Source organism: Stenotrophomonas sp. 89682_Sma (assembly GCF_056481405.1).
On the sequence record NZ_CM151147.1, the window covers coordinates 2,134,112 to 2,147,228 of the forward strand.

Annotated in this window: 13 protein-coding genes; all 13 read right to left on the reverse strand. The window is 68.7% G+C overall.

Annotated elements, in window-relative coordinates; all coding sequences use genetic code 11:
* Positions 1 to 149 precede the first annotated feature (149 nt).
* Complete coding sequence (locus ACZK29_RS09910; RefSeq protein ID WP_459047693.1) at positions 150 to 2,141, reverse strand: chemotaxis protein CheA; 1,992 nt, start codon at positions 2,139 to 2,141, stop codon at positions 150 to 152.
* A gap of 45 nt (positions 2,142 to 2,186) precedes the next feature.
* The gene (locus ACZK29_RS09915) at positions 2,187 to 2,552 is read right to left on the reverse strand and encodes a response regulator (RefSeq protein ID WP_005409521.1); all 366 of its coding nucleotides are present in this window, start codon (positions 2,550 to 2,552) and stop codon (positions 2,187 to 2,189) included.
* Positions 2,549 to 2,857 (reverse strand): STAS domain-containing protein, encoded by a 309-nt coding sequence (locus tag ACZK29_RS09920; protein ID WP_111202984.1) that lies wholly within the window; start codon positions 2,855 to 2,857, stop codon positions 2,549 to 2,551. The genes ACZK29_RS09915 and ACZK29_RS09920 overlap by 4 nt, the downstream gene beginning before the upstream one ends.
* A gap of 81 nt (positions 2,858 to 2,938) precedes the next feature.
* The gene (locus tag ACZK29_RS09925; RefSeq protein WP_111202982.1) at positions 2,939 to 4,201 is read right to left on the reverse strand and encodes a chemotaxis protein CheW; all 1,263 of its coding nucleotides are present in this window, start codon (positions 4,199 to 4,201) and stop codon (positions 2,939 to 2,941) included.
* Entirely contained in the window at positions 4,198 to 4,980 is a 783-nt protein-coding gene (locus ACZK29_RS09930; RefSeq protein WP_111202980.1) for a ParA family protein, read from the reverse strand. The genes ACZK29_RS09925 and ACZK29_RS09930 overlap by 4 nt, the downstream gene beginning before the upstream one ends.
* A gap of 4 nt (positions 4,981 to 4,984) precedes the next feature.
* Positions 4,985 to 6,001, reverse strand: coding sequence for a flagellar motor protein MotD (gene motD / locus ACZK29_RS09935; protein ID WP_111202978.1), 1,017 nt, complete (start codon positions 5,999 to 6,001; stop codon positions 4,985 to 4,987).
* A 1-nt stretch (position 6,002) separates the two neighbouring features.
* A complete protein-coding gene (locus tag ACZK29_RS09940) occupies positions 6,003 to 6,743 on the reverse strand; it encodes a flagellar motor protein (RefSeq protein WP_005409527.1) in 741 nt (246 codons plus the stop codon).
* A 101-nt stretch (positions 6,744 to 6,844) separates the two neighbouring features.
* Positions 6,845 to 8,686, reverse strand: coding sequence for a chemotaxis protein CheA (locus ACZK29_RS09945; RefSeq protein WP_478446994.1), 1,842 nt, complete (start codon positions 8,684 to 8,686; stop codon positions 6,845 to 6,847).
* Between the two features lie 2 nt (positions 8,687 to 8,688).
* Positions 8,689 to 9,294 carry a protein phosphatase CheZ gene (locus ACZK29_RS09950; RefSeq protein ID WP_006442968.1) on the reverse strand — a complete coding sequence of 202 codons (606 nt, stop codon included), beginning with the start codon at positions 9,292 to 9,294 and terminating at the stop codon, positions 8,689 to 8,691.
* Entirely contained in the window at positions 9,294 to 9,686 is a 393-nt protein-coding gene (cheY, locus tag ACZK29_RS09955; protein ID WP_005413247.1) for a chemotaxis response regulator CheY, read from the reverse strand. The genes ACZK29_RS09950 and cheY overlap by 1 nt, the downstream gene beginning before the upstream one ends.
* A 57-nt stretch (positions 9,687 to 9,743) precedes the next feature.
* Positions 9,744 to 10,487, reverse strand: a complete 744-nt coding sequence (locus tag ACZK29_RS09960) for an RNA polymerase sigma factor FliA (RefSeq protein ID WP_005413248.1) — start codon at positions 10,485 to 10,487, stop codon at positions 9,744 to 9,746.
* The gene (locus tag ACZK29_RS09965; protein ID WP_008267550.1) at positions 10,484 to 11,371 is read right to left on the reverse strand and encodes a MinD/ParA family ATP-binding protein; all 888 of its coding nucleotides are present in this window, start codon (positions 11,369 to 11,371) and stop codon (positions 10,484 to 10,486) included. Before ACZK29_RS09965 ends, ACZK29_RS09960 begins: the two co-directional genes overlap by 4 nt.
* Positions 11,358 to 12,980: a flagellar biosynthesis protein FlhF gene (gene flhF / locus ACZK29_RS09970; RefSeq protein ID WP_478446995.1), complete on the reverse strand. Its 1,623-nt coding sequence runs from the start codon at positions 12,978 to 12,980 to the stop codon at positions 11,358 to 11,360. The genes ACZK29_RS09965 and flhF overlap by 14 nt, the downstream gene beginning before the upstream one ends.
* Positions 12,981 to 13,117: the final 137 nt, after the last annotated feature.

Consider the following 13,117-nt stretch of genomic DNA (forward strand, 5'->3'; position numbering starts at 1 on the left):
CGTTGACGGAGTTCACGGAATACGTGATGCCGTGGGTGGGGGGCAGATCCCTTTCCTGCAGAGAGGGATCTGACCCCCATGGCGGAACGCGCACAAACAAAAACCGCCGCCCCGAAGGGCGGCGGTTTCATGAACGTGTGCAGCGTGGATCAGGCGGCCTGCGGCATCCGCAGCGAGCGTACCAGGCCGCCGATGTCGACGATCAGCGCCACGCGGCCATCGCCGAGGATGGTGGCGCCGGACACCCCGCCGATGCGGCGGTAGTTGTTCTCGATGTTCTTCACCACCACCTGCTGCTGGCCGACAAGCTCGTCCACTTCCAGTGCGATCTTCTGGCCATCGCCTTCGACCACGACCACCAGCGATTCGCTGCCCGGTGCACGGTTGCCGTAGCCGTAGTACTCGCTCAGCGAGAGGATGGGCAGGTACTCGCCACGTACCCGCAGCACGCGGCCTTCGCCGGCCATGCTGCGGATGTCCTCGGCCTGCGGCTGCAGGGCCTCCAGAACGTAGGCCAGTGGCAGGATCAGCGTCTCGCCCGCGACCGCTACGGTCATGCCGTCGAGGATGGCCAGGGTGAGTGGCAGGCGGATCAGCGTGCGGGTACCGGCGCCGAGGCTGCTTTCGATCTGCACCTCGCCGCCCAGCGCCTGGATGTTGCGGCGGACCACGTCCATGCCGACGCCGCGCCCGGACAGGTCGGTGACCGCATCGGCGGTGGAGAAGCCGGGCTGGAAGATCAGGTCCCAGACCTGCGAATCGGTCGGGTTGTCCGGGACGGCCAGCCCGCGTTCGGTGGCCTTGGCCAGGATCTTGGCGCGATCCAGGCCGCGGCCGTCGTCGCTCACTTCGATGACGATGTGGCCGCCCTGGTGCGATGCGGCCAGGGTGATCGTGCCGGTCTCGTCCTTGCCTGCGCCGCGACGCACGTCGGGCATTTCCAGGCCGTGGTCGATCGAGTTGCGCACCAGGTGCACCAGCGGATCGGCGATCTTCTCGATCAGGCCCTTGTCCAGCTCGGTGCCTTCGCCGACGGTGCGCAGGCGCACCTGCTTGCCAAGGCGGCTGGACAGGTCGCGGACCAGGCGCGGGAAGCGGCGGAACACTGCATCGACCGGCAGCATGCGCACGCCGATCACGGCTTCCTGCAGGTCGCGGGTGTTGCGTTCCAGCTGGTCCAGGCCGGCGAACAGGCTCTCGGCGTGGACCGGGTCCAGCGCGTGCGAGACCTGCTTGAGCATGGCTTGGGTGATGACCAGTTCGCCGACCAGGTTGATCAGCGCATCGACCTTGTCGACGCTGACGCGGATCGAGGTCTCGGCTTCCTGGCTGGCAGCGCCGCTGGCGGCGGGCGCAGCAGGCGTTGCCGCTGCGATGGCAGCAGGCGTGGAAGGGGCTGCTGCAACGGGCGCCTGGGTGGCCAGGCTCGGCGGCGCTGCCGGACGGATGTCCAGCTCGCAGTCGTCCAGTACCCAGGCGAAGGTGTCTTCGATCTTGCTGCGCGGCACCTTGCCGACCAGGCCCAGGTCCCACGCCAGGTGGGCCTCGAGCGGGTCGAGCTGGGCAAAGCCGGGCAGGCGTTCCATGCGCGCGGCCACCTGCAGCGAACCCAGGTGTTCCAGTTCGCGGATGATGCGCAGCGGGTCGTTGCCGCTCATGAACAGCGACGGCGCCGGGGTGAAGCCGATCTGCCAGGCTTCCGGGGTATCGTCCACCTTGACGGCGGCGGTGGCCGGGGCGCTGGCTGCGGCCTGGCCGGAGAGCACCGCTTCCAGGCGTGCCTTCACCGCAGCGACAGCGGCGGGGTCGGCCGCCTGGCCGTGCTCGGCTTCGCGCAGCAGGGCGCGCAGCACGTCCACCGAGGACAGCATGGCATCGACAGCGTGGCCTTCCAGCGCCCGCTTGCCGGCACGCAGCTCATCGAGCAGCGTTTCCAGCACGTGGGTCAGGCCGGCGATGGCATCGAAGCCGAAGGTGCCGGCGCCGCCCTTGATGGAGTGGGCGGCGCGGAACACCGAATTGATGATCTCCGCGTCCTGCTGCCCCGATTCCAGGGCCAGCAGGCCAGCCTCCATCGCGTCGAGGCCTTCGCGGCTCTCCTCGAAGAAGGTGGCGTGGAAGCGTTGCAGGTCCATGCTCATGGCAGTGGTGGTCCGGAAGCGAAGAGGGGGAGCGGTGCCGGGCGATCAGCCCAGCACTTTCTGCACGGTGGCGACCAGCTGTTCCGGATTGAACGGCTTGACCAGCCAGCCGGTGGCGCCGGCGGCCTTGCCTTCGGACTTCTTGTCGGCGGCCGACTCGGTGGTCAGCATCAGCAGCGGGGTGAACTTGTAGTCCGGTAGCTGGCGCAGTTCGCGGATCAGCGCGATGCCGTCCATGTTCGGCATGTTGACGTCGGTGACCACCGCGTTGAAGCGTTGGCCCTTGGCGCGACCGAGCGCGACCGCGCCGTCTTCGGCTTCTTCGACGGCAAAACCGGCCGAGGTGAGGGCGAAGGAAACCATCTGGCGCATCGACGCCGAATCGTCCACCACCAAGATACGTGCGCTCATGCAGCGTTCTCCACAGATTTCAGGTTGTCATGGGTTGCGTCCAGGCCCAGGGCCTGGGTGACGCCCAGCAGGCGCGCGGCGTCACGGAAGGTTGCGGTGCAACCGTGGAAGCCGGTGCCCAGGCCTGCCTCGCGGCGGGCCTGCACGAAGGCACACAGCACCTGCACGGCGGCCGTGTGGATGCGGGCGACCTGGCTTGCATCCAGGGTCAGCTCGCCTGCCTGCGCCACCAGCGGGGCGAGGCGGTTCTTGAGCTCGGTGCTGCTCTCGATGCCGAGATCCTCACCCAGTTCGACAGTGCTCATCGTTGCTCCGGACAAACGGTTCCGTGATCCATAACGGCACCCCGGTGGGGTTCTTTAGAAGAATCGACGCGATGCGTCGGCTCAACTCAACAGCCGTGTGGCGTCAAGCAGGATCATCGGGCGCTGGCTGACCCGGGCGACGCCGCGGAACAGATCATTGGAGATCTGGCAGATACGGGCAGTATCCGGGGGTTCGATCTGCGAATCGGTGAGGTTGGCGACATCCTCCACGGCCGACACACGCAGACCGATGGTCTCGCCATCCTCTTCCAGCACCACGATGCGGGTCTGGGCGTCGTCTTCCGCCGCCGCGGCACCGAGGTGCAGGCCGAGGTCCATCACCGGCACCACCTGGCCACGCAGGTTCATGATCCCGAGCATCGCCGGTGCCGTGCCGCGCAACGGCAGCAGTGGCACCGGCAACACCACTTCCTGCACTTTCAGCAGTTCCAGCGCATAGGCCTGGGTCCCGCAGCGCAGGCGCAGCCAGCGCGAGGTGCGCTCGCCGGCGCGGCGGTTCTGCGGGTGCGGGCTGCTGGCGGGCTGGTGCGCCTGCGCCTGCAGCTCCTGCCAGGTACCGGGACGGCTGGTGGCCGGGGCATCCAGGGCAACGCGGGGCGGCGGCGCGGCGGCAGCACGCGCGGCCGGGGCGGGCGCGGGTGCAGGGCGCGGTGCCGGGGGCGCAACCACGGCCGGTGGCGGCGTGGGGACATCCTCGCCACCAGCAGCGGCTTCGAACGCAGCCTGCAGACCGGGGCTGTCAGTGTGGGCGAGCTGATGGCTGCCGGCCGCGTCGGTCTCGTAGATCACTTCGTCGGGCAGGTCGTCCCAGGTGGGCTCCGGGCCGGCTTCTGCTGCAGCCGGAGCGGGCGCGGTCTCATGAACGACCTCATCGGGCAGGTCGTCCCAGGTCGGCTCGCGTTCGGCGGCCGCTTCGCCCGCCGGGCGCGGCCCGGCGCTATCGCTGGTGGCGGCCTCGAAAGGTGCCTCCAGCATGGCCGTGTCCTCGGCTCGGGCGACAGTTCCGGTTTCATGGATCACTTCGGCCGGCAGGTCGTCCCAGGTGGGCTCGCGTTCCGTGCCGGTCGCCGTCGCGGGCGCGGAGGCGGCGTCGAAGGCGGCCTCCAGGGCTGCGTCGTCTGCAGCGGGCTGCGCGACGACGGCGTCCGTCTCGTAGATGACTTCGGCGGGCAGGTCGTCCCAGGTCGGCTCACGCTCGGGCGTTGCCACGTTCGTCGGGCAGGGGCCGGCGTTGTCGGGTGACGGCGTGGCAGGCGGCGTCGCCACAATCGCTTCGCCCAGCAGTTCGTCCAGGTAGTCGTCCAATACGCCTGTGCTGTTCATGCGGCCTGCTCCAGGGCGCGGGCATCCTCGCCGAGGATCCAGTTCAGTGCACGGCGGTAGGCGGCCAGGCCGCGGCCGGGGTAGTCCTCGCCGACACTGGGCAGGGTCAGGCCTGCGGCATTGCTGATGCGGGTGTCGATCGGAATCGCGTCTTCCCACACGCGGGTGCCGTGACGATCCTGCATGGTGCGCAGCGATTCGTTGCCGGCGCGGGTGCGGCGGTCGAACAGGGTTGGCAGGATCGAGATCGGCAGCGGGCGGCGGCGCGAGCGCTCGACCATCTCGCCGGTACGGACCATGCCATCCAGACCGTGCAGGGCCAGCGGCTCGGCCTGGGTGGGAATGATCAGGCGGTCGGCAGCGGCAAGTGCGTTGATCATCAACAGGCCAAGGGTGGGGGCACAGTCCAGCAGGATGTAGTCGTGCTGGCCCTGGTGACGCGCCAGTGCGTTCTGCAGGGCCAGGCCGAGGCCGGGCTGGTTGGCGCTGCGGCGCTCCAGCGTGGCCAGTGCCGACTGCGCGCAGACATAGTCCAGGCCATGGATGTGGCTGGCATGGCACAGGCTGGAAAGATCTGCCGGCGGGGCGCCGAACAGTTCCAGTACGCCGGCCGGCGGCGGATCCACCGGCACGCCGAAGGCGCGGCTGAGCGAGGCATGCGGATCGAGGTCGATCAGCAGCACGCGATGGCCAAGGGCTGCCAGGCCACGGCCGAGGGCGAGGGTGGTGGTGGTCTTGCCGACTCCGCCCTTCTGGTTGGCGACTGCCCAGATGCGCATCGGATTACTCCTTCATTGCCGGGGGAACGGCGGCGCCGACGCGGCTGCCAGCCGGCACCGGCGGCAACTTCACCGGTGCGATGGGGGAGGTGGGGGCGCTGGCCGGAGTTGCGGCGGCCTGTTCGGTGACGGTGCTGTCGGTGGCGCCGGTGGCTGCGTTCAGGCGCTGGCCCAGCGGATCCACCGAGTGCGATGTGTCAGCCAGGATGATGACCATCACCCGGCGGTTGCGGTTGCGGCCCTGCGCGCTGTCGTTCTCTTCGCGCGGGCGGAACTGGCCATAGCCGACCATTGCCAGCCGCGACGGCTGCACGCCCTGGTCGGCGAACAGATGCACCACGCTGGCTGCGCGTCCGGCTGACAGCTCCCAGTTCGACGGGAAGGTGGCGGTGGCGATCGGCACGTTGTCGGTGTGGCCCTCCACGCGCACGCTGTTGGGCACGTCACGCAGCACTTCGGCCAGGCTGGCCAGCGTCTGCCGGGCGTGCACGTCCAGCGCGGCCGAGCCGGTGGGGAACAGGATGTCGCTGTTGATCTCCACTTCGATCCACAACTCGGTGCGGCGCACGCTGATCATGCCGCGGTCGATCAGCGGCGCCAGTGCAGCGGTAAGGCGGTCGGCGATGCCGTTGAGCTGGCGCTCGGCACGGGCGATCTGTTCCTGGTTGTGGACGGAGACCGGCATGCGCATCTGCGAGGCCATCGACGGCAGCAGGGTCGGGTCGTGCGACGGCGCCGGCGCGGAGGGGCCGATCTTGGTGCCGGACTTGATCACCGAAGGGCTGTCCCAGCCGCCACCCTGCACCTGCTTGTTGCCGACCTGTACCGGGTTGATCGTGCGCGGCGCACCACCAAAGGCATCGGTGAGCGCGTCGGCCATGATCCGGTACTTGCCCTCGTTGACCGAGGAGATCGCGTACATGACCACGAAGAAGGCGAGCAGCAGCGTCATCAGGTCGGCATAGGGGATCGCCCATGCTTCATGGTTGGCGTGCTCTTCGTGGTGCTTGCGGCGGGCCATGTCAGTGCAGGAAGCCGGAGAGGTTGGTTTCGATGTTGCGCGGGTTCTCGCCCTGGGCGATCGAGATCAGGCCTTCGATGACCATCTCGCGGTCGCGGGTGTTGTGCGAGATCACGCTCTTGAGCTTGGCGGCGATCGGCAGGAACAGCAGATTGGCCGAGGCGATGCCGTAGATGGTGGCGGTGAATGCGGCGGCGATGCCGTGGCCGAGTTTGCTCGGGTCGGCCAGGTTCTTCATCACCGCGATCAGGCCGAGCACGGCACCGATGATGCCGAGCGTGGGCGCGTAGATGCCCATCGCCTCGAATACCTTGGCACCGGCCTGGTCCTGGTGTTCCTGGCTGCCCAGTTCGATTTCCAGCATGTGCCGCATCGATTCGGGCTCGACGCCGTCCACCAGCAGCTGCAGGCCCTTGCGCAGGAACGGGTCCTGCTGCGCTTCCACCTGCGATTCCAGGCCCAGCAGGCCCTGGCGACGGGCGATGTTGCTCCACTCGACGATCTGCTGGATCAGTTCGCGGCGATCGCTGTGCGGCGGGCGCACGACCCAGCGCACGATCTTGAACGCATGCTTGAACACCGCCGGCGAAGTGTGCAGCAGGATCGCGGCAACGGTGCCGACGATGACGATCACGAACGCCGCAGGCGACCACAGCGACGCCAGGCCGGCGCCCTTGAGGATGCTGCCACCGACCAGCGAGGCCAGGGCGAGAAAGAGTCCAATGAGGCTGAGTCTATCCATGGTTCCGGTATCGGCTTGTATGAATGGGACTTGAGACACCGGGAGAACGCGTACAGACGGTAGTCACAGTTTTCGGGTCGCCGGGCCATGCCCGGCGGTGTTCAGCGGATGCCGTCCACGTCCAGGATCAGTGCCATGCGACCATCGCCGATCAAGGTTGCACCGGCATAACCGCGCAGGCCGCGCAGGGCTTTCGGCAGTGGCTTGATGACCACCTCCTCGCGCCCGCGCACCTGGTCCACGACCAGTCCGAAGCGCGCTTCACCGGCCTGCAGCACCACGATGGTCAGCAGGGTCGACGCGGCGGGCGTCACATCCAGCCACTGGCGCAGGTCGACCAGCGGCAGGGTGTGCGAACGGCGGTCGAGCACGGCGCGGCCATCGAACCAGCCCAGCGACGTGCGCGGCGCGTGCAGCACTTCCATCACACGCGCCAGCGGTAGCGCGTAGACGTCCTCGCCGGCCTGCACCAGCAGGGTCGGCAGGATCGCCAGGGTGAGCGGCACGCGGATCAGGAAGCGGCTGCCACGCCCCAGTTCCGACTGGATCTGGATCTGGCCGCTCAGTTCGCGGATGCGCGACTGCACCACGTCCATGCCGACGCCGCGGCCGGAAATATCGGTGACCTGCTGCTTGGTCGAGAAGCCGGGCAGGAACACCAGGTGCAGGCACTCCTCGCTGCTCAGGCGGGCAGCGGCTTCCGGGTCGATCAGGCCCTTCTCGCGTGCCTTGGCACGCAGTTTCTCGGGGTCAATGCCGGCGCCATCGTCCTGCACCTCGATGCTGACGTAGTCACCTTCCTGCTGGGCGGACAGGCGCACATGGCCCATCCGCGGCTTGCCCTGCGCTTCACGCAGGTCGGGCATTTCCACGCCGTGGTCGATGGCGTTGCGGACCAGGTGCACCAGCGGGTCGGCCAGCGCTTCGACCAGGTTGCGGTCGAGCTCGGTCTCGGCGCCGACCAGCTCGAGGTCCACTTCCTTCTTCAGCGAGCGGGCGACGTCGCGGGCGACCTTGGGGAAGCGCGAGAACACCTTGCCCACCGGCTGCATGCGGGTGCGCATCACCGCCGACTGCAGGCGGGCAGTGGCAATGTCCAGCGTCGATACGGCGCGGTCCAGCTCCTCGTCGCGCAGGCGTGCACGCAGGGTCTTCAGGCGGTTGCGTGACAGCACCAGTTCGCCGATCAGGTTGACGATCGCATCCAGGCGCTTGGTGTCCACGCGCACGGTGTGCTCGGCCTCGGCCATCGGCTTGGCCGCCGGCTTGGCTGCAGGTGCTGGGGCGGGTGCTGGGGCGGGTGCCGGGCGCGGTGCGGCGGTGGGGGCCGCCGCGACGGCGGCAGCAGGCTTGGCGCCTGGCGCAGCGCCACCGTGCAGCTGGTCCAGCAGGGCTTCGAACTCGTCTTCGCTGATCAGGCCATCGTCGGCCTTCTTCGCCGGCGCGACCGCGGTCGGCGCGTTGCCGCCGTGCAGTTGGTCGAGCAGGGCCTCGAATTCGTCGTCGGTGATCAGATCGCTGCCACCTGCCGCTGGCGCGGCCGCAGCGACCGGTGCGGCAGTGCCACCGTTCATGTCGAACTGCGCGATCAGGTCCGGCGGCGCATAGCCCGGCTCGGTGCCGGAGGACACCGCATCCAGCATCGACTGCAGGTAGTCCAGCGATTGCTGGGCGGCGTCGAAGTGGTGGGCCTGCAGTGCCGCCTGCCCGGCACGCGCGATGCCCAGGGCTTCTTCAGCGGCGTGGCACAGCTCGACCATGGCGGTGACGCCAAGGAAACCGGCGCCGCCCTTGAGCGTGTGGTAGCCGCGGAATACCGCGTTGAGTTGCTCGGCGTCCTGCGGTGCCTGCTCCAGCGACACCAGCTGTTCGCCCAGGCGATCCAGGATTTCCTGGGCCTCGATGATGAAATCGGCAGTGATGTCGTCGGATACCGCGCTCATGCTTATAGCCCCAGGTCCGACAACAGGTCGTCGGCGTCGTTCTGCGAGACCGCGTGGCGGTCCAGTCCCTTCAGTGCCGGCCCGGCCAGTTCCGGATCGGTGCGATGCTGTTCCGGCGGCAGGCCGAGTGCGCCAAAGCCCTCGTGCACGCGGCGGACGATGCCGACCACGCGACGGATGATCTGCCCGGTCAGGTCCTGGTAGCTCTGGGTCAGGGCGATTTCGGTGAGGTTGTGGCGGATGCGCTCGAGCTGCGCGTCCTGGCCCGGCTGCAGGCCTTCGGCGCGCAGCTGTTCGGTCAGGCTGCGGCATTCCTCGGCCAGGTCCAGGGTGCGGTGCGTGGCCTGTTCGGTCATCGCCACCACGTGGTCAAGGCGTGCGCAGGCGTCGTCCAGCTCACCGGCCTCGCTGGGCACGGTCGGCAGTTCACCCAGTGCCTGTCCCAGCTCGCGGGCCAGCCGCGAGAGGCCGCTCATCATCGGCTGCGTGCGCAGCGCGACCAGTCCGTCGATGCGTTGCCGCCAGGCGGCTTCGTCGCCGGACTCCAGTGCGTCCAGGGCTTCCTGCAGGCGCAGGGCGAGGGCGTTCTTGTCGACCGTGGTATCCATCAGGCGCTGGCCGCCAGGCGTTCGAAGATCTTGCCGAGCTTCTCTTCCAGCGTCTGCGCGGTGAACGGCTTGATGATGTAGCCGTTCACGCCGTTCTGGGCGGCTTCGATGATCTGTTCGCGCTTGGCCTCGGCGGTGACCATCAGCACCGGCAGCGTCTTCAGCTTGGCATCGGCACGGATCGCCTTCAGCAGCTCAATGCCGGTCATCACCGGCATGTTCCAGTCGGTGACCACGAAATCGAACGGCTGGCTCTGCAGCAGCGACAGCGCGGCATGCCCGTCCTCGGCTTCGGCGGTGTTGGTGAAGCCCAGATCGCCCAGCAGGTTCTTGACGATTCGACGCATGGTCGAGAAGTCGTCGACGATCAGGATGCGCATGTTCTTGTTCAAAGCAGAGTTCCTTTGTTGTTCATTCCGGGCGGCCGGGGGCAGCCGCCTCGGGCATGTTCATTCTTCCAGGCCGGCGTCCGCCGCCTCGAAAATCTTGAGCCGGCCACGCAGGCGCAGCACCGCCTGGCCGTGGATCTGGCAGACCCGCGACTCGCTCACGCCGAGCACCGCGCCGATCTCCTTCAGGTTCAGTTCCTGCTCGTAATAGAGCGAGAGCACCAGCTGTTCGCGCTCGGGGAGGTGGCCGATGGCCTTGCCCAGCTCGCGGCCGAACTCGCCGCGCTCCAGCACCTGCTGCGGGGTCGGGCCACCCTGGGCGACGGTGTCCAGCTCGCCCTGGTCCTCGATGCGCGACTCCAGGCTCAGCACCTGGCCGCGTGCGGCGTCTTCCATCAGCCGCAGGTATTCGGGCAGCGGCATCTCCATCGCGGCGGCCACTTCGGTGGCGCTGGCGGCGCGGCCGCTGCTCTGTTCCAGGCGGCGGATGGTGGCGGCGGCATCGCGGGCACGGCGGTGCACCGAGCGCGGCACCCAGTCGCCACGGCGGATCTCGTCGATCATCGAACCGCGGATGCGGATCGAGGCATAGGTCTCGAACGAGGCGCCCTGATCGGCGTCGTAGCTGCGCGACGCTTCGATCAGGCCCATCATGCCGGCCTGGATCAGGTCGTCGACCTCGACGCTCGCCGGCAGGCGTGCGGCCAGGTGGTGGGCGATGCGCCGCACCAGGTCCGAATGCTGGGCGATGACCTCGTTGGCCGCCGAGCGCTGGACTTCCCTGTACTGGGCTGCGCCTTTCATGCGGCCACCCCGCGCTGCTTGAGGATGCGTTCGAGGAAGAACTCGACGCCGCCACGCGGTTCGGTCGGCGCCTGCCAGCGTGCGGTGCGACGCGCGATCTCGGTGATCGCCAGCGCGGCCGGGCTGGATGGATAGGCCTTCACCACCGGCTGCTGGCGCTGTACCGAAAGGCGCAGCCAGTCATCCTGCGGCACGCAGCCCAGGTAGTTCAGCGAGACATCGGCGAGGAACTTCTCGCAGACGCGGGTCAGCTTTTCGTACAGCACGCGGCCCTCGTTGGGGTCGCGCACCATGTTGGCCACCACCTGGATGCGGTCCACGCCGCGTTCGCGCGACAACACCTTGATCAGCGCATACGCGTCGGTGATCGAGGCCGGCTCGTCACAGACCACCACCACGGTATCCTGCGCGGCCTGGCAGAAGGTCAGCACGCCGTCGGTGATGCCGGCGGCGGTGTCCACCACCATGATGTCCAGTTCGCGTTCCAGCTCGGAGAACACGTTGACCAGGCCGACGTGCTCGGCCGGGGCCAGCTCGGCCATGTGCCGGCGGCCGGATGCGGCCGGCACCACCAGCACGCCGTTCGGGCCTTCGACGATGACGTCTTCCAGCGAGCAGCGGCCGGCGACCAGGTCGGCCAGCGTGAAGGTCGGGTTCAGCCCCAGGATCACGTCGATGTTGGCCAGGCCCAGGTCGGCGTCCAGCAGCAGCGTGCGCTTGCCCATGCCGGCCAGTGCCACGGCCAGGTTGGCGGACACATTCGTCTTGCCCACGCCGCCCTTGCCGCCAGTGACGGCAATGGTGCGCACAGGGCCGAGCGGCTCGCTGCGGGTGGCCGACAGCGGGAAGGTCTTGGTCAGCTTGGCGTACTCACGCGACGGCATGGTTCAACTCCGGGTTGCAGGGCATATCGGCCGCGCGGCGCAAATCTTCAAGGCGAAGTACGAGATTGGCCGCACTGGCCCGGTGCAGGTCCTCCGGAACGTCCTGCCCATCGGTCACCCAGGTGATCGGCAGGGCGTGGTCCACGGCCACCGACAGGGCGTTGCCGAAGCGGCCGGTCTCGTCCAGCTTGCTCAGCACCAGGCCCTGCAGGTTGGCGGCGCCGAAGCGGCGGACCACCTCGTCCATGTCGCCGAAGCTGGTGTTGGCCGGCAGCACCAGCAGGGTGCGTACCTGCCGGGCGGCGCGCAGCCACTGCAGCTGCGCGGCCAGGGCGCGGTCGCGCGGGCCCAGGCCGGCGGTGTCGATCAGCACCAGCTTGTAGTCCTTCAGGCGTTCCAGCAGCTGGTCCAGATCGGTGCCGCTGTTGGCCTCGTGCACGGCGATGCCGAGCTGGCGGCCGTAGCCATACAGCTGCTCACGGGCGCCGATGCGGGTGGTGTCGGTGGTGATCAGGGCGACGTCACGCGGGGCGTGCTTCTCGGCGAAGCGCGAGGCCAGCTTGGCGATGGTGGTGGTCTTGCCGGCGCCGGTCGGGCCGACCAGGGCGATCACACCACCTTCTTCCAGCGGGTCGACCGGGGCGATCGGCAGCTTGCGAGAGATCAGCCCCAGCATCAGGCCGCGGCCACGATGGGCTTCGGTCTCCAGCGGGATCTGCATGGCCACGTCGCGGGCCAGCCCAGCGTCGAAGCCGTATTCGTCCATCAGGTCCAGCGCAGTGGCGCGCACCGGGCTGCCACGCAGGCGCTCGTCGGTGAAGCGGTTCATCTCGCGCTCGATCACCTGGCGCATGCCGGCCACTTCCTGGCGCAGCAGGCGGATCTCGGCGTCGTCCTGGGCAACCACGGTCAGCGTCGGTGCCGGGGCCAGCATGGGGGCCGGGCTGGCTTCGCCGGCGGCTTCGACCGCTGCCGGTTCGCTGGCGGCGATGGCCGGCTGCGGTTCGGCGACGGCCGCGCCCGGCAGCGGCGGCGGCTGCACGGCGGGGGGCACGCTTTCGTGATGCATGTCGTGCGGCGGGTCGATCTGGAAGCGGGCACGGTTGGCTGGCGCGCTGACGGCCGGTGCCGGTGCAACGATGGCTTCAGCGAACGGGGCGAAGATCTGTTCCGGTAGCGTCGGTTCGTTGACGGCGGCGCGCGCCAGAGTGGCTGCGAAGCCGGTGCTGCCGCGGGTCGGCACGATCTCGTCGGCGCTGTCCAGGGTGCGGCCGGTGGCACCAACGGCCGCACGGGCGAGGGCGGCCACGGCCGAGGTGGTGGCCGCCACCGGCTCCGGCGTCGGGGTGCTGCTGCGGCGACGGGTAACCGCGGCGATCACCGCATCGGCAGCGGTGCGCGGCTTGGGTGCCGGCGGCGGTGCGACGTCACGGCGCGAGGCTTCCAGTGCGCGCTGCACGGCGCTCTCGTCGTAGTTGGCCGCGGCGACGATCTCGATGCCTTCCTCGATCCGGCGGTTGGACAGGATCACGGCGTCAGGACCATGTTCCTTGCGCACCAGGTTCATGGCCGAGCGCATGTCGGCGGCGACGAATCGTTTGATTTTCATGCTGTGGTCACGGGACGAAGACGGCGGGGTGGCGGTCGGAGAACTCGGGTGGTCGGTGGTCTGCACGGTGCGGGTTCCCCTTGGTATCTGTCTGTTGCGTTGGTTCGAAAGTGGTGTCTGTTTTCTGGCGCATCGGT

What these genes read in the sequence shown, in the direction of transcription:
- ACZK29_RS09910 (WP_459047693.1), bottom strand. Translation starts at nt 2,141, where the DNA reads ATGAGCATGGACCTGCAACGCTTCCACGCCACCTTCTTCGAGGAGAGC.
- ACZK29_RS09925 (WP_111202982.1), bottom strand. Translation starts at nt 4,201, where the DNA reads ATGAACAGCACAGGCGTATTGGACGACTACCTGGACGAACTGCTGGGC.
- flhF (WP_478446995.1), bottom strand. Translation starts at nt 12,980, where the DNA reads ATGAAAATCAAACGATTCGTCGCCGCCGACATGCGCTCGGCCATGAAC.
- ACZK29_RS09920 (WP_111202984.1), bottom strand. Translation starts at nt 2,857, where the DNA reads ATGAGCACTGTCGAACTGGGTGAGGATCTCGGCATCGAGAGCAGCACC.
- ACZK29_RS09930 (WP_111202980.1), bottom strand. Translation starts at nt 4,980, where the DNA reads ATGCGCATCTGGGCAGTCGCCAACCAGAAGGGCGGAGTCGGCAAGACC.
- motD (WP_111202978.1), bottom strand. Translation starts at nt 6,001, where the DNA reads ATGGCCCGCCGCAAGCACCACGAAGAGCACGCCAACCATGAAGCATGG.
- ACZK29_RS09945 (WP_478446994.1), bottom strand. Translation starts at nt 8,686, where the DNA reads ATGAGCGCGGTATCCGACGACATCACTGCCGATTTCATCATCGAGGCC.
- ACZK29_RS09965 (WP_008267550.1), bottom strand. Translation starts at nt 11,371, where the DNA reads ATGCCGTCGCGTGAGTACGCCAAGCTGACCAAGACCTTCCCGCTGTCG.
- ACZK29_RS09915 (WP_005409521.1), bottom strand. Translation starts at nt 2,552, where the DNA reads ATGAGCGCACGTATCTTGGTGGTGGACGATTCGGCGTCGATGCGCCAG.
- ACZK29_RS09940 (WP_005409527.1), bottom strand. Translation starts at nt 6,743, where the DNA reads ATGGATAGACTCAGCCTCATTGGACTCTTTCTCGCCCTGGCCTCGCTG.
- ACZK29_RS09950 (WP_006442968.1), bottom strand. Translation starts at nt 9,294, where the DNA reads ATGGATACCACGGTCGACAAGAACGCCCTCGCCCTGCGCCTGCAGGAA.
- ACZK29_RS09960 (WP_005413248.1), bottom strand. Translation starts at nt 10,487, where the DNA reads ATGAAAGGCGCAGCCCAGTACAGGGAAGTCCAGCGCTCGGCGGCCAAC.